The sequence below is a fragment of the Colwellia sp. KU-HH00111 genome (genome assembly GCF_040362745.1).
Taxonomy (GTDB): Bacteria; Pseudomonadota; Gammaproteobacteria; order Enterobacterales; family Alteromonadaceae; genus Colwellia.
On the sequence record NZ_BAABWO010000014.1, the window covers coordinates 1 to 18,175 of the forward strand.

The 18,175-nt window shown below is 39.1% G+C and carries 14 protein-coding genes; 6 read left to right on the plus strand and 8 right to left on the minus strand.

What is annotated here, in order from left to right:
- Window positions 1-81 precede the first annotated feature (81 nt).
- Genes secB through ABXG98_RS18415 form a run of 3 tightly spaced genes read right to left on the minus strand, consistent with a single transcriptional unit; the run spans window position 82 to window position 1,355 of the window.
- Window positions 82-588: a protein-export chaperone SecB gene (gene secB / locus ABXG98_RS18405; protein ID WP_353540172.1), complete on the minus strand. Its 507-nt coding sequence runs from the start codon at window positions 586-588 to the stop codon at window positions 82-84.
- A 35-nt stretch (window positions 589-623) separates the two neighbouring features.
- Window positions 624-902: a glutaredoxin 3 gene (grxC, locus tag ABXG98_RS18410; RefSeq protein WP_353540173.1), complete on the minus strand. Its 279-nt coding sequence runs from the start codon at window positions 900-902 to the stop codon at window positions 624-626.
- A gap of 24 nt (window positions 903-926) precedes the next feature.
- The gene (locus ABXG98_RS18415) at window positions 927-1,355 is read right to left on the minus strand and encodes a rhodanese-like domain-containing protein (RefSeq protein WP_353540174.1); all 429 of its coding nucleotides are present in this window, start codon (window positions 1,353-1,355) and stop codon (window positions 927-929) included.
- A gap of 231 nt (window positions 1,356-1,586) precedes the next feature.
- Between ABXG98_RS18415 and gpmI the strand changes: the two genes are divergently transcribed.
- The 3 genes from gpmI (at window position 1,587) to ABXG98_RS18430 (ending at window position 5,290) form a co-directional block, all read left to right on the plus strand.
- Complete coding sequence (gene gpmI, locus ABXG98_RS18420; RefSeq protein ID WP_353540175.1) at window positions 1,587-3,149, plus strand: 2,3-bisphosphoglycerate-independent phosphoglycerate mutase; 1,563 nt, start codon at window positions 1,587-1,589, stop codon at window positions 3,147-3,149.
- Between the two features lie 43 nt (window positions 3,150-3,192).
- Window positions 3,193-4,356, plus strand: coding sequence for a murein hydrolase activator EnvC family protein (locus ABXG98_RS18425; protein WP_353540176.1), 1,164 nt, complete (start codon window positions 3,193-3,195; stop codon window positions 4,354-4,356).
- A gap of 157 nt (window positions 4,357-4,513) precedes the next feature.
- Window positions 4,514-5,290: a divergent polysaccharide deacetylase family protein gene (locus tag ABXG98_RS18430; RefSeq protein ID WP_353540177.1), complete on the plus strand. Its 777-nt coding sequence runs from the start codon at window positions 4,514-4,516 to the stop codon at window positions 5,288-5,290.
- Between the two features lie 255 nt (window positions 5,291-5,545).
- On the opposite strand, the gene ABXG98_RS18435 is transcribed toward ABXG98_RS18430, so the two are convergent.
- The gene (locus ABXG98_RS18435; protein ID WP_353540178.1) at window positions 5,546-6,313 is read right to left on the minus strand and encodes a S1 family peptidase; all 768 of its coding nucleotides are present in this window, start codon (window positions 6,311-6,313) and stop codon (window positions 5,546-5,548) included.
- A 139-nt stretch (window positions 6,314-6,452) separates the two neighbouring features.
- Here ABXG98_RS18435 and ABXG98_RS18440 point away from each other — a divergent pair, with 139 nt between their 5' ends.
- Window positions 6,453-7,268 (plus strand): patatin-like phospholipase family protein, encoded by an 816-nt coding sequence (locus ABXG98_RS18440; protein ID WP_353540179.1) that lies wholly within the window; start codon window positions 6,453-6,455, stop codon window positions 7,266-7,268.
- A 20-nt stretch (window positions 7,269-7,288) separates the two neighbouring features.
- Here the strand turns inward: ABXG98_RS18440 and prsT are convergent, their stop codons facing one another.
- From prsT to ABXG98_RS18460, 4 genes are all read right to left on the minus strand, one after another.
- Complete coding sequence (gene prsT / locus ABXG98_RS18445) at window positions 7,289-10,036, minus strand: XrtA/PEP-CTERM system TPR-repeat protein PrsT (RefSeq protein ID WP_353540180.1); 2,748 nt, start codon at window positions 10,034-10,036, stop codon at window positions 7,289-7,291.
- A 347-nt stretch (window positions 10,037-10,383) separates the two neighbouring features.
- Window positions 10,384-10,833 (minus strand): REP-associated tyrosine transposase, encoded by a 450-nt coding sequence (locus tag ABXG98_RS18450; RefSeq protein WP_353540181.1) that lies wholly within the window; start codon window positions 10,831-10,833, stop codon window positions 10,384-10,386.
- A 108-nt stretch (window positions 10,834-10,941) separates the two neighbouring features.
- On the minus strand, window positions 10,942-12,396 hold the full coding sequence (locus ABXG98_RS18455) for a phosphohexomutase domain-containing protein (RefSeq protein ID WP_353540182.1): 1,455 nt from the start codon (window positions 12,394-12,396) through the stop codon (window positions 10,942-10,944).
- A gap of 576 nt (window positions 12,397-12,972) precedes the next feature.
- Window positions 12,973-14,397, minus strand: coding sequence for a mannose-1-phosphate guanylyltransferase/mannose-6-phosphate isomerase (locus ABXG98_RS18460; protein WP_353540183.1), 1,425 nt, complete (start codon window positions 14,395-14,397; stop codon window positions 12,973-12,975).
- A gap of 230 nt (window positions 14,398-14,627) precedes the next feature.
- Here ABXG98_RS18460 and ABXG98_RS18465 point away from each other — a divergent pair, with 230 nt between their 5' ends.
- Both ABXG98_RS18465 and ABXG98_RS18470 read left to right on the plus strand, forming a co-directional pair.
- Window positions 14,628-15,398, plus strand: a complete 771-nt coding sequence (locus tag ABXG98_RS18465) for a PEP-CTERM/exosortase system-associated acyltransferase (protein ID WP_353540184.1) — start codon at window positions 14,628-14,630, stop codon at window positions 15,396-15,398.
- A 13-nt stretch (window positions 15,399-15,411) separates the two neighbouring features.
- The gene (locus ABXG98_RS18470) at window positions 15,412-17,367 is read left to right on the plus strand and encodes a ThiF family adenylyltransferase (protein ID WP_353540185.1); all 1,956 of its coding nucleotides are present in this window, start codon (window positions 15,412-15,414) and stop codon (window positions 17,365-17,367) included.
- Window positions 17,368-18,175 lie beyond the last annotated feature (808 nt).

Here is an 18,175-nt window from a genome sequence, read left to right on the forward strand (position 1 = left end):
TGTCGGACTGAAGTCCAATCTACATTGCATCACAACCCTGTAGGGCGTAATTTATTGCGCATGGACTAAAGCCGAAACTATCTAGTGCGTTTCTGTACTTTCTGGTGCGTTAACCTTTGCTTCAGCAGCTTGTTTTTGCTGTTGTTGCACATAAGATGCAAATAGCGCTTCGAAGTTAACTGGCGATAAGTTAAATTGTGGGAACGAGCCACGGTTAACTAAACTGGCAACAGTTTCACGTGCATATGGGAATAACGTAGTTGGACAAAAAGCGCCAATAGTGTGGGCTAATTGTGCATCTGGTAAATTACCAATAGTGAAAATACCGGCTTGTTGTACTTCAGCTAAAAACGCTGTTTGACCTTCAACGGTTGCAGTAACCGTTACGGCTAACACGACTTCATAAGTATCATCTGCTAGTTTATTAGAACGCGTATCCAAATCTAACTTGATTTCTGGCTTCCACTCTTTTTGAAAGATAGCAGGAGAGTTTGGTGTTTCAAATGAAACATCTTTAGTGTACACACGTTGAATAGCAAATTGTGGTGTTGCTTCGGCAGCTGCTGGTTGTTGGTTTTCTTCACTCATGGTGGTTTTCCTGTATTTGTATTTTATGTAAATTATTAATTGTTAGCAGCTAGTAAAGCATCTAACTTTTTATTCATTTCTAATGCGACTAGCTGATCACAGCCACCGACATGAACATCATCAATAAATATCTGCGGAACGGTATACCCGCCGCCACTTCGTTCAATCATTTGTTCACGCAATGTCATGTCACCACCGATATCGATTTCTGTGATGTGCAACGATGGATGTTGTGCTAGCTTTTGCTCAAGTAAAGCCTTTGCTCGCGTACAATAGGGACAATACGCTTTAGTGTAAATATCAACTTTAGCCATAACTTTACTCTTAATTTTAATTCGTTATTTTTTAGTGACTGGTAAGCCTGCACCTGTCCATGCACCCATACCGCCTTTCAATACACTAACTCGAGCAAAGCCCGCTTTATGCATATCGTTAGCAATTTTCACGGCACTAAGGCCAGCACTGCATACCACTATGATGGGATTTTGTTTGTGTTTTTCAAGGCTAACAAAACCATTTTTAGTAATTTTCTCATTCGACAGGCTTATTGCATCAAGAATATGGCCGGCGTTAAAATCTTTGTCGCTACGAATATCAAGAGCTACACCTTGCTCTCTATTCATCAAAAAAGTTAAATCTTGTGGGCTTATTTGCTTTACCGGTGATAAATTAATTTTGATGGTTGTCACGATAATCATAACAACAAGGGCAACCCAAACAGCACTCAACATGCCATTATTGCTAAGAAAAGTAATAAATTGTTCCATATATGATCGACTCTATCTGTAAATAGTAAAAGGTGTAAATATCGCTTGATAAATATAAAAATCGAGACATTATACCCAAGCTATTTAGAATTGCGAGTTAATCCCCGCCCCTCTTTATCAAGTTGTCTTAAAATTTAGTAACCCGCATTGAATCATTTCTTACTTAATTAAACGCACACTTAGGTGTACAATATTGACAATTATCTTCAATTCCATAAAGGCAAGCACGCAATGGCACATGACAATAAAAAATCAACCGTATTAATTATCTTAGATGGCTGGGGCTATCGCGAAAACGGTGATTCAAATGCCATACAAGCGGCTAACACGCCAGTACTCGACCAACTCAAAGCTGACTACCCAAATATGCTGATACAAACATCAGGTATGGCTGTAGGCCTACCTGAGGGACAGATGGGTAACTCTGAAGTAGGTCATGTCAACCTTGGTGCAGGGCGTGTAGTATATCAAGACTTCACGCGTATCACTAAAGCAATTGCAGACGGTGAGTTCAAGCAAAACCCTGCCTTATGCCAAGCCGTAGACAAAGCCGTTGAAAAAGATAAAGCCGTTCATATTTTTGGTTTATTGTCTCCCGGTGGTGTGCATAGCCATGAAGATCATATCTTTGCCATGATGGAGTTAGCCAAAACCCGTGGCGCCAATAAAGTTTATTTACATGCTTTTTTAGATGGTCGCGACACCCCGCCGCGCAGTTCTAAAAAGTCATTAGAAAATGCACAGCGCAAGTTTGAACAACTGTTTGCAGCACCATCCAGTGAAGGCCAAATCGCCTCAATTATTGGACGGTATTATGCTATGGACCGAGATCAACGTTGGGATCGCGTTGAAGCGGCTTACGATTTAATGGTATCAGGAGCAGCGAAATATCAATATGACGATGCAGTTTCTGCATTAGAGGCTGCTTATCAACGTGATGAAAATGATGAATTTGTCAGTGCTAGCGCTATCGTGGATAGTCAAGGTAATACGATAGCAATAAATGATGGTGATGCGTTAGTGTTTATGAATTTCAGAGCAGATCGTGCGCGTCAATTCAGTCGCTGCTTTACCGAAAATGATTTTGATGGTTTTCCTCGTAAGAAAACACCGGCTATTAGCGACTTTGTCATGTTGACACAATACTCAGCAGACATTAAAGCCAATATCGCTTTTGCCCCTGAAGCGCTAAATAATGTGATGGGCGAGTGGTTAGCAAAGCATAATAAAACCCAATTACGTATTTCAGAAACAGAAAAATATGCCCACGTTACTTTCTTCTTTAGTGGCGGACAGGAAGATACATTTGCCGGTGAACAACGTATATTAGTACCTTCGCCAAATGTTGCTACCTATGATTTACAACCAGAAATGAACTCGACCTTGCTCACAGACAAATTAGTAGAAGCAATACATAGTGGCGAGCATGATTTTATTGTGTGTAACTACCCAAATGGCGACATGGTTGGCCACACCGGCGATTTTGCTGCGGCAGTTAAAGCCTGTGAAGCGGTGGACAGCTGTATGGGTCGTGTTGTCACGGCTTTACAAGAAACTGGCGGTGAATGTTTAATTACCGCTGATCATGGTAATGCCGAACAAATGCTAGATGAAAATTCAGGCCAAGCCCATACCGCACATACCTGTGAACCAGTTCCTCTGATTTATGTTGGTAGAAACGCCAAAGCAGCGACTAGCGGCACCTTAAGTGACATTTCGCCAACATTATTAAACCTAATGGGCATAGAGCAGCCAAAAGAAATGACAGGTTCGGTATTGATGCAACTAGATTAATCCGGCAAACTGGCTGTCATTTACCCAACATGCTGACGTTTTAATGTTCAAAGCCGTATTCTTATCTAATAAACTCCTATGCTGTTTAGTTTTACTAAGCAGCTTGTGCTTTATTGATCAAACTAGGGCGGCTGCTGACAATGAACAAGCAAAAAAACAAAACACCGCAAAGCTCAATGATGTGCTGCAAGCTATTGCTCAGCAAGAATCAAATATCATCAAAGCGAATAAAGCCAGAGCAGACTTAGAGCAACAGTTAAAAGCAGATGATTTGGCCATTGCCAAAACAGCCAAAGCCATTAATCAAACGCAGCAGCAATTAAAGGCCACCCAAAAGAAAATCGCATCTTTGCAGCAAGAGAAGCAACAACTAACCGCACAAAAAAATACTCAGGAGCATTTATTAGCACAACAACTTCGCTCTGCCTACACCACAGGCCAGCATGACTATTTAAAGCTACTATTAAACCAAGAACAAAGTGAAAAAATTCAACGCACTATCAGTTATTATCAATACTTGAACAAAGCCCGCATTAATGAAATTGAACGATTTGAAATCACCATAACTCAACTCATAGCAGTAACTAATCAACACCAACAACAAGTTGAACAATTAAATGCTTTAAAAATAAGTCAACAAAAGCAACGTCAACGTTTAAGTAATAATAAAGCCAGCAGAAATAACACATTAGCTTCACTAAGCAAAGAATTATTATCAAGCACACAACAGTTAAATCGACTAAAAGCAGAAGAGGCCAACTTAACCGCCGCCTTACAAAAACTAACCGCTTTAATTCAAGCAGAAATCGATTTAACTGGGCTCAGTAAGCTTAAAAGAAAGCTGTCTTGGCCAGTAAAAGGCCGATTATTACATAGTTTTGGTAGTCGTAAACAAGGATACTTGAAGTGGAAAGGGGTATTACTCGGCGCTTCTATTGGCAAACAAGTAAAAACGATTCACAACGGCACAGTGTTATTTTCAGACTGGCTAAAGGGTTATGGCTTATTAGTGGTTATCGACCATGGTAATGGCTATATGAGCTTATATGCACATAACCAAACATTATTAAAATCAGTCGGTGATCGAGTAGAAACCGGAGAGCCCATTGCATTGGTTGGTCAAAGTGGTGGTCAAGATAGACCGGGGCTTTATTTTGAAATTCGCCATCAAGGAAATGCCCTTAATCCTAAAATTTGGTGTCGTTGATGAGAGTTATTTGTCGGAATGAATTCCGCCCTACATGGACGGAGCATCTAACCAGATTTTGGTCTGATGAATTCCGCCTTACATGGTAAAAGCTTGTATAATAAAATCATAGCAAATGGTATGATTACATCATTCGTCGATTATAAAAATTAAAAGAATGTTTATTGCCGTATCGAAGTTTACGCTTCTTGTTTTGTTACCTATCGCCTATCTTTTTAATACGAGCTTAGTACAAGCTCAGCCCGATCGAATTGCCATCATTATTGATGATATTGGTTATCGCTATACTGACCAGCATGCGCTATCGTTACCCGGTGCAATAACCTATTCTATTTTGCCACATACGCCTTATGGCAAAAAAATCGCAATAAAAGCAAAAGCCAAACACAAAGATGTGATGTTGCATATCCCCATGGAAGCTGAAAATGGCAAAAAACTAGGTCCCGGTTCGCTCACTAGCACCATGAATAAAAAACAAATTTTGGCTAGCTTACAAGCATCCTTAGCAGAAATTCCGTTTGCCATAGGCATAAACAACCATATGGGTAGTCATTTAACTCAGTTAGTAGCTCCAATGTCATGGACGATGGGATTTTTAAAGCAACATCGCTTACTATTTTTAGACAGTAAAACTAGCCCTTATTCAAAGGCGTCAGATATCGCTAAAGCCGTTGGTGTACCAGTAAAAAATCGCAACATCTTTCTTGATAATCAATTAACCGATAGTTATATCAGCCAACAGTTTCAATTGTTAATCAAACATGCCAATTCACAAAAAATGGCAATTGCAATCGCTCACCCTCATCCTGAAACCATTAAAGTGTTGAAACGTCTTATCCCAACATTGGCGAAAAACAATATAGAGTTAGTGCCTTTGTCAGCGTTATATTTACCGCTTAAAGGTCATCAAACGCAATTAGCCGTTGGAGAATAATGAGCCCGTGTAGGGCGTAATTTATTGCACGTTGTCGGACTGAAGTCCAACCTACATTAGATCGCATCCCTTGTAGGGCGTAATTCATTGCGCCAGTGTCAGAATAAATTCTAACCTACATTCGACCACAGCCCGTGTAGGGCGTAATTCATTGCGCCAGTGTCAGAATGAATTCTAACCTACATTAGATCGCATCCCTTTTAGGGCGTAATTCATTGCACCACACCTGTAGGGCGTAATTTATTGCGCTATTATTTATTGGATTTTAATTTTATTTTCCTTTATTACCTGATAAAGGTACTTAACAGGGATCGCATAGGTAATACCGCTGGGGTTGCTAATCACCGCTTCTTTGGTAGATTGAACAAATACTTTATTTATGATGCCTAAAACCTCGCCTGTACTCATATCGTAAACTGCACTACCACTATTGCCCGGATAAGCTGTTGCATCTAGTTGATAAACCAAATACGGATTACGCATACGCTTTAGCATTTTTATATTAATTTGCTGTGCCGATTGTGCAGGCACAACTGTCGGTGTAGTACTGGCAATAATGCCGCGATGAGTTACTGGGTACAAACCTAGCACACTGCCAATAGGAAAACCGGTAAAAGCAATATAAGTACCATCCGCTCTTAGCTGTTTTTTGGCTAAAGTCATTGCCGGTAGAGCAGTGCCTGATATTTTTAAAATAGCTAAATCATATAATTCAGACGTAGCAATAATCTCCGCTTGTCTAACCTGAGCCTGTTTGCCTGAGCCAATAAATACCGCCATTTTTTGTAATAACTTATCATCAAGCTCAGGAGGTAAAACATGCGCATTGGTGACGACGAAATGACCGTTGCCGATAACAAAGCCTGTACCCCTCAAAATATTTTGCGGTCGACTGGTCGGTGTATGTATGCCAACACCTACTACAGACGGTTTAATTTTAGCAACCACATCAACAAAATCGGCTTGTACTACTTGACTAAATAGCACCGTTACTGAAATTAATAATCCGTATATTGTCTTCATGTACGTCCTTATTTTTTAGATAAAAGGGTAATTCAATAGGTAGATATAGTTTACCCGAAAAAAATAAAAGCGCGAACATTAGCAAAATCGGTACTTTTATCCATACTTATTAGTACTCAAACTTATTTTAAGGCTCTCAATGAGTAACAATATTGTACCTATTTTTGCTGGTGGCGGTACGCGATTACCCGCTCATTTAGGGGTAATAAAAGCATTGGATGAACTGAATATTTCATTTGATAGTTTAGTCGGTGTTTCTGGCGGCAGTATAGTAGCCAGCTTTCATGCTGCGGGTTTATCTTTAGAAGAAAGTAAAGATATTGCTTTTTCAACAGATTACAATCAATTTCGCGAATTTTCTTTGCTCAAATTAATTCGAAATGGTGGCTTAAGCTCTGGCAATGTCTTTGAGCAATGGGTAGAACGCCAATTATCAGGAAAAACCTTTAATGATTTGGACAAAAACTTGCACATCATTGCCACCGATGTGAACAATGGCAAGCCCGTCATATTTAATAAAGAGAAAACCCCCCACATGAAAGTGTCTAAAGCGGTGCGTTTTTCTATGTCTATTCCATTAGTTTTTAGCTTTCAATCGTTCGAAAAACACATTCTTGTTGACGGGAGTATTTTATCTGAAGATGCCTTGCACCGCGATTGGGACGAGCAAGGAACACCAATATTATGCTTTAGACTGCGCAGTGAAAATGAATATGACGAAATTAAAATTTCAGGTATGTTCCCAATCGTAAATTATATTCATTTGCTCATTCGCGCCTTCATGACTACCATATCTCGTGAATATATTAATGAAAATTTCTGGCATAATACCATTGTCATTAACACCGGTGAATGCTCAGGCATAGACTTCAAAATGTCGCAACAACAAAAAAACGCACTGTTTGACATTGGCTACCAAACTGCCAAAGAAATTATTCCACTTAAAATGAAATAATATTCTTTGGGCTTATAAGCTTACTTCAATAACTGCTGTTTCTTTTCTTTCTGTAATGCAGTTTTTGCATTGATATTACTTAACAAAGCTTTGCCTTGAGCTACTCTTTTATTAACTAATAAAATTTCTGCATAATTTAATGCAATATCAACATTTTTACCTTCAGACAACTCATATGCTTCTTTCGCCTTAGCTAATGCTTTTATCTTTTGACCAGACTTCAATAACGCTTGTCCGTATGTGTCTACCACATTAGGAATCTTAGGTTGCTGCTCATAAGCTAACTTTGCAAATTCCAGTGATTTAGCAAGCTTGCCTTCTTTCATATAAAGCCAAGATAAATTATTGAGTGCCACAATATTATTGGGTTTAACTTTAATTAACCGCTCATATTCAGTAACTGCTTTATTTTTATCATCCGCTAAATACATATTAGCCAAGGTTAAACTGACATTAGCATCAAAAGCATTGTCCTTTGATTCAGCTTCTGCAACTTGCTCAAGTAGTTTTATCGCTTGAGTTTGTTGGCCATTGCCCTCCAGCGCCAAGGCTAAATAGGTTGCATTAATCGTGGTAGGTTTAGCTTGGTATCGAAGCTGAAGTTTAGGAATTGCCTCCGCAAACTTCCTATCAAGTAAGAAAATTCGTCCTTCAATGCCTGCAAGCACACTATTGTCTATATCAAATTTAGCTAAAGATTCTAGCAAGTGTTTTGCATCATCATTGCGGCGGAAATCTAACAACACCTGCATTTTAATCAAGTGCAGTACTAAATTATTTGGGCTCTTGTTTAACGCCTCTTTCAAGATACTTAACGCTCTTTCTGGCGATTTTTTATTCGTCCAATAATTCACTAACAAAAAAACAGGTTCAATGTGATAAGGGTTGGTCTTATTCCATTTATTTAAAATTAAATAAACATCTTTACTTTCGGGTAACTTGCCATTTGCCCCAAGTACTAACTGCCAATAACGTTTTGGGGTTTTTACATTCACTTGATAGCTATTTAATAAGGTACTTGCTTGCTTAAACTGTTCTAAGTGCATTAATGCTTCTGCCAACAAAATGCCATAGCTAACATTATCAGCATGATCTTGTTGAGCCTTGGTAATTACTTTTAAGCCCTCTTCATTTTTATGAAATTCAAAATACAGTCGCAACACGTCAAGATTGTCTGGGTGTGCTTTTAATGCTTGCTCGGCCCATAGCATAGCTTGACTAGTATCTTTTTGATGATGAGCAAGCTTAACCATTTGAGTGAGTGCGTAAACATTATTAGGCTCTAATTCGAGACTTCTTTCTAATGCTGCTTTTCCCTGTGATAGTTGGTCTTTTTTAAATAGAATGGTTGCTTGTAAATTGTGACCTCCGGCTTTGTCCGGGTATTGTTGCAACCATTTTTCAGCTATTTCGGTTGCTCGAGTTAGGTCACCTGCTTTAATTGACGCAAAAGCTAAAGCCAGCTCTGCTGAAACCATTTCAGGGTTTTGCTTTAAGGCTAGCTCTAGATTTTCTATGCCCGTAGGATCATTCATCATCAACTTTAACACACCTGCCCTCGCGGTTTGCTCCGGAGTCAAATCGTTAGCTTGGGAAACATAATCAGCCATTTCTTGGGCTTTTTCATAAGCCCCAAGCTCTAATAATTCATAGCTTAGCGTTGATAAAAATTGAGCATTTTCTTGGTTTTTCGAATCATAATTTTTAAGCGTTTCACCCACATCGTCAATTAAACCAAGTTGCAGTTGGCTAACCGCTAGCATTCTTCTTGCTGCATGTTCGGGTGGCAGGTAAGCAATAATATCGGTTAAATGTAAATTACTCTGCTCATAGTTTTTCAAATAAAAAGCACTTGCCCCTGCAACCAACTTCAAACTAAATGATTTAAACCCAGAGCTTAAAGATTGACTAGCAAAACTATTTGCCGCTTGATAATCATTATCACTAAACCGCGCCATCGCTTTAATATATTGCATAAAAGGCTGAGTTGGCACTTTAGCTAAAATGCTATCAGCAAATTCTTCGGCTTCACTATATTGACCATTTTTTACCAAACCATCGGCAATAAATAAGCGTACTTTACCTGAATTGGGTTGCAGCGCTAAATAGCGCTTAAAACTATCCACCGCAAGCTCATAATTCTTTTCAACCGTGGCAATTTGTCCTTGCAGCATTAGCGCATCAACATTATCTGGTGTTGCCATTAACGTGCGCTTTACCAAAGCACCAGCTTGAGCCACATTCTGTTTAGAAAACTCTAAATATGCATTGGCTAACATGCTAAAGCCATCTGTTTTTGAAAACGCTAACGCTGCATTAACAGTTTCTTGTGCAAGTTCACTTTGGTTGGTTCGCAACGCTGCTAGCGTTTTATAAGCTAGGTATTGAGTGTTAACTGATGATAGGGACTTTTCTTGCGCAGCGAGGGATAATAGCTGCTCATCATCCTCTACTAACATATATGAACGAGCTAATAAGGGTAACACTTGGTTAGTGTCATATTTAAACCTGTTGGCCAGCTCTAATTCTTTAATGGCTCTTTCAGCATCACCTGCTTCTAAGTATAAGCTACCTAAGAGGAATCTTGCCTGAGTATTTTTAGACTCTATTTTTAACGCGTTTTTCAACGCAATAGCTGCCTCGGTATTTTGTTCTTTTACAAGTAAGCTCTCAGCTTCAGTTATATATGTTTGTGCAGATTTTTGCTCGCTACAAGCTGAAATTGCCATAGCAACACTGATACATATTATTGATTTTATTATTTTCATTTAACCATCCTGTTTGGGGATTATAATCCCTCTTTAAAACTTACTCGCGCAATGAATTACGCCCTACAATCAAACATTTTATCTCGCGCAATAAATTACACCCTACAACAAACACCAACCCAAACATTAACCATGTAGGTTAGAATTTATTCTGACAATTACTAGCGTGTTAACGGTTACACTCTTTACTTGGCGCAATGAATTACGCCCTACAACAAACACCAACCCAAACATTAACCATGTAGGTTAGAATTCATTCTGACAATTACTAGCGTGTTAACGGTTACACTCTTTCCTTGGCGCAATGAATTACGCCCTACAAGAGATATGGTGCAATAAATTACGCCCTACAAAAAAACACTATCCCAATACGCATAATTACCAATATTGGATACTATTCTTTTTCTTAACGGGTTTGCGACGATATACCTTGCCACCTGTCTTCTATCTTCACACTTTCTTAAGGCTCTATCAAAAAAACCTTGTTGCCAGATAGACTCTGACTGCTCTAATTCGATATTAATTTTTCTAGCCGTACTACCTTTCAAGTGTTTAATGGTTTGAGATAGTGATAATGTCTCACCTAACCTCAACAAACCATGAAAGTGATCTGGCATTAATACCCAAGTTAGCCAAATACTGTCACAATGCTCTTCATTAATAGCAATTGTTTCACAAAATAATCGTGCCAAATTTTCATTCGAAAATAAATTCATTCTGCCTTTGCAGACAAAGGTGACGAAATATTCTCTGTGTTTTTCGCTATACCTACCTTTGTATAAGTCAGTCCGTGACATAGTAGTTCCTCTTTTAAATAATATGTTGGCGCAATGAATTACGCCCTACAACTAACTCCACCCCATGTAGGTTAGAATTTATTCTGACAATCTTCTGCTAATTAACAATTATTGCAATAGCAAAGCTAATACTTCTTGGGTTTTGTCTTCCATTAACGCCACATCACCTTTGGATTCAACATTTAATCGAACCACAGGTTCGGTGTTACTGCTGCGCAAATTAAAGCGCCATGAACCGAACTCCATGCTAATTCCATCAGTTTTATCAATAACCCCGGCATCAGCTTGATAGTGGTCAAACACACGTGCTATTGCTTTTTTCGGGTCGGGTATCGTATTATTTATTTCCCCCGATGATGGATATTTTTTAATTCTCGCACGAACCAAACTTGAAAGCGGTTGTTGACGTAAACACACTAATTCCGCAATTAATAACCAAGGAATCATACCACTATCGCAGTAAAAGAAATCTCTAAAATAGTGATGCGCGCTCATTTCACCACCATAAATAGCATCTTCACTGCGCATACGCTCTTTGATAAAAGCATGACCTGTTTTACTTTGAACTGCTTGACCACCGGCGTTCTCAACAATATCAATAGTATTCCATGTTAGCCTAGGATCATGAATCACTTTTGCTTGTGAAACAGTATCTGTTGAAGATTTATTCAGAAAGTTTTCTGCTAACAAACCAACAATATAATACCCTTCAATAAATTCTCCTTGCTCATCAAACAAGAAACAGCGATCAAAATCACCATCCCAAGCAATACCCATATCTGCTTTATGCTTAATCACCGCTTCTCGCGTCGCGGCTCGGTTTTCTATTAATAATGGATTAGGTATGCCATTAGGAAAGCTCCCATCCGGTTGATGATGCACTTTGATGAACTCAACTGCTACAGACAATTTTTTAAACGCTGATTCAATGGCATCAAGTGCTGGGCCTGCTGCACCATTACCTGCATTTACAACTAATTTTAATAGCTTAGACTCCCCAGCATGATCGACCAATGATAGGTTTCCGACATCAATATAGGTTAGCAGATGATCTGTATAGGCTTGACTAATACTCAGGCTTGTTAATTGGCCGTGCGATGAAACTTTTGCAAATTTATTTTGCTCTGCGAGGCGTTTAATATCCAAAAGGCCTGTATCACCACTTATCGGTTTTGAATTTTCTCTTACCAACTTCATACCATTATAATCAATAGGATTATGACTTGCCGTTACCACAATACCGCCATCACATTTTAAATGGCTGGTAGCAAAATAAATATGTTCCGTACCACATAAGCCAATATCAATAACATTAGTACCACCAGCCATTAAGCCTTTTGCGAGCGCCTGCTTAAGCTCTTCACTGGTGAGTCTAATATCACCACCAACGACTACTTTTTCAGCTTTAGTGTGCTCGGAAAAAGCACGCCCTATTCGATAGGCAATATCCGTGTTTAACTCTTCCCCAAGCTGACCTCTGATATCGTAGGCTTTAAAACAAGAAAGCGGTTTCGAGTTGCAGGTGTCGAGTTGCGAAGATTCACCTTTGAAAATATCATTCATTATTATTTAACCTTAACTGTCATTCGCGCAATAAATTACGCCCTACATGGGGGAACCAATAAATTACGCCCTACATTAAACACCCACGCCAATCATTAACCATGTAGGTTAGAATTCATTCTGACAAGCGCAATAAATTACGCCCTACATGGGGGAGCCAATAAATCACACCCTACATTAAACACCCACGCCAAACATTAACCATGTAGGTTAGAATTCATTCTGACAAGCGCAATAAATTACGCCCTACATGGGGGAACCAATAAATCACACCCTACATTAAACACCCACGCCAAACATTAACCATGTAGGTTAGAATTCATTCTGACACTAGCGCAATAAATTACGCCCTACATGGGGGGAACCAATAAATCACATCCTACATTTAACACCCACGCCAAACATTAACCATGTAGGTTAGAATTCATTCTGACACTGGCGCAATAAATTACGCCCTACATGGGGGAATCAATAAATCACACCCTCCAAGCGATATGGTGCAATGAATTACACCCTACATTAAACACCTACAACAAATACCAGCCAATGTAGGGCGGAATTCATTCCGCCACTAAATTACGTTCTCCCGTATTTATCTTCAAACCGAACAATATCATCTTCACCCAAATAACTACCCGACTGTACTTCAATCATTTCCAATGGCAGTTTTCCAGGGTTCTCAAGTGCATGAACAACACCAACTGGTATATACGTTGATTGGTTTTCACTTAATAACACTGTTTTACCATCTAGTGTCACTTTTGCTGTTCCTGACACAATAATCCAATGTTCAGCTCTATGATGATGCATTTGTACCGACAATTTAGCACCAGGATTCACGGTAATTCGCTTGACTTGAAAGCGCTCACCATTATCTACGCTATCGAACTTCCCCCAAGGACGGTATACTTCTCGATGTAAATTCACTTCTGAGCGCTGCTGCTCTTTAAGCTCATTAACAATATCTTTTACATTTTGCACTTTATCTTTATCTGCAATTAAAACCGCATCGGGTGTATCTATTACCACCAAATTATTGACCCCTAAAGTGGCCACAAGTTTATTTTGACTGTGGATATAGCTGTTGGCGGTATCATGAGCTATAACATCCCCCTTAAGCACATTTTGCTGTGTGTCTTGCTCACACACTTCCCACAAAGCAGAGTAAGAGCCTACATCGCTCCAGCCGGCATCAAGTGGCACCACAACAGCATCTTCTGTTTTTTCCATGACCGCATAATCAATAGACTCATCAGCACACGTTAAAAAGGCTTCTCGGTCAGGGCGAGTAAAGTCCAAATCTTTTTCTATATTGGCCATTGATTTTCGGCATGACGCTAAAATATCTGGCCTAGATTTCTCTAATTCTTCAAGGTAGCGGCTCGCTTTAAACAAAAACATACCACTGTTCCATAAATATTCACCTGAGGCTAAATATTGCTGAGCTGTATCTTTATCCGGTTTTTCAACAAATTGTGCAACCTCATAAACATTATCCAATGCAGCACCTTGCTTAATGTAGCCATAACCTGTTTCCGCATGAGTGGGAACAATACCAAAAGTCACTAATTTACCTTGCTTTGCAGACACAGTGGCAAGATCAATGGCTTGATGAAATTTATCAACATTTTCAATAACATGATCAGCTGCCAATACTAATAACAGTGCCTCTTTATTCTCAGCTAATGCATTAAGTGCCGCTAGCGCCACTGCAGGTGCGGTATTACGCCCTTCAGGTTCAAGTAAAATGGTTGCATCATTACACTGTACTTGCTTAACCTGCTCTGCCACTAAAAAACGATGGTCTTCATTACATATAAAAACAGGGGCTTGATGATTACTAGGTAAGCGCGCCAACGTATCTTGCATCATGCTGGTATCATTGACTAAGGGTATAAACTGTTTAGGAAATTGAGCTCGTGATAAAGGCCAAAGCCGAGTACCGCTGCCACCACACATGATAATAGGAAGTATATTCATATGTGAATTTAATTGATTCATTTTTATACCGTTATCAGGATCATATTTATTTAGCATATTATAATATGCTAAATAACATGGCTTTTGAACTGTAACCAATCTTGAGTACCTATATTACTAGCGATCCCTTTGCTTTTTTTTTAAATAAGATCTTAAAAAAGCGAGGAAAAGACACAGTTTCCTGCTATATTTAATTGGAATATTTTTAATTTTCAATATAGACAACCAATACAGACAACTATGGAATTAGAATGAGTGAATTTTCTATTGCTGAAAACTTTAGCCAGTACTTTGCAATTAAATTTGCCAATACTAAAGCATTAAGGCAAGCAGCTTTTAAAATACGTTACGGTGTTTATTGCGATGAACTTGGCTGGGAGCCGGAAAATGAACGTCAAATGGAAACAGACAAATGTGATAACTACTCGTTTCACTGTGTGTTAGAACACAAAAGAACTAAAACTTTTGCCGGTTGTATCAGATTAGTTATACCCCCTGCAGATAATCCTCAGCTCAAATTACCCTTTGAAGAAAGCTGCTTAGATAGCGCAATTCCAGGTGCTATTGATACCCAACAATTACCACGTGGTGGTTTTGGTGAAATTTCAAGGTTGGCAGTGCTATCAGACTTTAGACGTCGTGAAAAAGAAAAAAATACGCCATATGTTTTAAATAACGTTAACCCTGACGTGGTGTTTTCTGAAATAGAGCGCAGAAATTTCCCTAATATTGCCATGGGGTTATACTTGTCTGGGTTAGCTTTAGCTGAAATATGTAACCATGTTGGCATTCTTGTCATGATGGAACCAAGGCTAAATAGGCGCCTGCAACGTTTTGGTTTGCCTTTTGAACAAATTGGAGAAGAAACTGATTATCATGGACGACGAGCCATGTTTTATTTATCTCGTGAAAACTTTCATCGTGAATTAACCAGCCAAATTAGTGAGTTATATGACATTATTTATAATGATCTAAAGAAGCAAATGTTTTTTATCCCTTATACCAACTTAGCAGATAAATAATTTAGAGACCTTTATGGCAAACTTTTTCGATTATGATTTAGCTTTCTCAAGAAATATTGGCTGGTTTAGTGAAGCCGAACAGCACATTTTAAAATCAAAGCGCATTGCTATAGCAGGTATGGGTGGTGTCGGCGGGTCGCACTTACTTACCCTATTACGCCTTGGCATTACCAAATTTCACCTTTCTGATTTTGACGAGTTTGCCTGTGAAAACACTAACCGCCAAGCCGGTGCCAACATCCATAGTTATGATGTAAAAAAATTAGACACCATGGTTGAAATGGCCAAATCTATTAACCCTGAAGTTGAGATAAAGTTATTTCCTGATGGCATCAATTCGAATAACGCTACCGAGTTTCTAACAGATGTTGATTGTTATGTTGATTCGCTAGATTTTTTTGCCTTAGAGGCTAGAAAAACTGTTTTCAAACTGTGTGCTGAGTTAGGAATACCTGCAACGACCGCCGCTCCCATAGGCATGGGTACCGCCTATTTGAATTTTCTCCCAGGTAAAATGACATTTGAACAATACTTCGGGCTAGAAGGTTTCTCAGAAAACGAACAATATTTAAAGTTCTTTATTGGTTTAACGCCAGCAGCATTACAAAAATCATACTTAGTTGACCCTTCCAAACTTGATTTAGCCAACAAAAAGGGCCCTTCCACCATGATGGGCTGTCAACTAGCTTCAGGAGTTGCTGGCTCACAGGTTGCAAAAATACTATTGAATCGAGGTGATGTTTTAAACGTGCCTTGGGGATTGCATTTTGATGCTTATACCAATCAGTTTAAAAAAACATGGCGCCCTGGTGGATATAAAAATCCAATGCAACGGTTAGCCTTTAGTTTGGGTAAAAAGATGTTCCTTGCTGAAGGAGCTATCAAAAGCCCTGCTGAAGTTGAGTCTGTGCAGAAAACCCTAGCAGAAAAAGTACTTGATTATGCCCGATGGGCACCAAGCGGAGATAATACTCAATGCTGGCGCTTTGAATTAATTAACGACACCTCTTTTATTATTCATGCAACCGATACAAGGCAGGGCGTAGTATATGATTTAGATGGTCATTCAAGCCACTTAGCACACGGAATTTTACTTGAAACAATAGATATTGCTGCTAGCAAGTTTAAGCTGAAGGCTAATATTGAGAGCGACTTATCGAATGATGAACACATCAAAATATCAGTAACTTTAGTTACTGATGATAATATTACTGAAAGCGCCTTAGTACCTTACATAAAAACCAGAGCGGTTCAAAGACGAGCAATGGGAACAAGAAAACTAACTGCTGCTGAAAAATCTGAACTAGAGAGTACATTAGAACCAGGATTCAATGTTCAGTGGTTTGAGTCATCTGATCAAAAACTTGCCATTGCAAAACTCAATTTCACTAACGCAAAAACTCGCTTAACCATGAAAGAAGCTTTTGCCGTTCATAAAGAAATTATTGAATGGAAAGCCCAATACAGTGAAACAAAAATACCAGAGCAAGCCTTAGGAGTTGATTGGATGACTGCTCGCTTGATGCAATGGATGTTTCATAGTTGGAGTAGAATAGAATTTACTAATAAATACCTAGCTGGCACACTTATGCCTCGTATACAGTTAGATTTTATTCCCAGCTTAAAAAGCTGCGCTCACTTCGCTTTGCAAACAGACAAGCCGATAACAACGACAGCAGAATACATTGCAGCAGGACGGGTTTTACAACGCTTTTGGTTAACCTCAGCTAAGCTTGGTTTAGGCTTCCAACCAGAGCAAACCCCGGTTATATTTTCAAAATACCTCACCAATGACATTCATTTTACAGATGATAAATCCGTCATTGAAAATGCCAAAAAAGGTAAAGCAATGTTTGAAAATATTGTACAAAATGCTGAAAACACGGTGTTTTTGGGGCGTATTGGCAGGAGTGAACTTCCCAAGTCACGATCAACAAGGCTACCTTTAGATAAACTGCTTGTTAAATAGTGTAATTTATTGCACCACACCTGTAGGGTGTAATTTATTGCACCTTTGTCAGAATAAATTCTAACCTACATTAGATCACATCTCTTGTAGGGCGTAATTCATTGCACCAATGTCAGAATAAATTCTAACCTACATTAGATCACATCTCTTGTAGGGCGTAATTCATTGCGCCACACCTGTAGGGTGTAATTTATTGCACCTTTGTCAGAATAAATTCTAACCTACATTAGACCACAGCCCCTGTAGGGTGTAATTCATTGCACCAATGTCAGAATAAATTCTAACCTACATTAGACCACAGCCCCTGTAGGGCGTAATTCATTGCGCCAGTGTCAGAATAAATTCTAACCTACATTAGACCACAGCCCCTGTAGGGTGTAATTTATTGCACCAATGTCAGAATAAATTCTAACCTACATTAAACCACATTCCTTGTAGGGCGTAATTCATTGCGCCACACCTGTAGGGTGTAATTCATTGCACCAATGTCAGAATAAATTCTAACCTACATTAAACTACCGCCCCTGTAGGGCGTAATTCATTGCACCAAAGTCAGAATAAATTCTAACCTACATTAAACCACAGCCCCTGTAGGGCGTAATTCATTGCGCCAATGTCAGAATAAATTCTAACCTACATTAGATCACATCTCTTGTAGGGCGTAATTCATTGCGCCAGTGTCAGAATAAATTCTAACCTACATTAGACCACAGCCCCTGTAGGGCGTAATTCATTGCACCAATGTCAGAATGAATGCTAACCTACATTAGATCACATCTCTTGTAGGGCGTAATTCATTGCACCAATG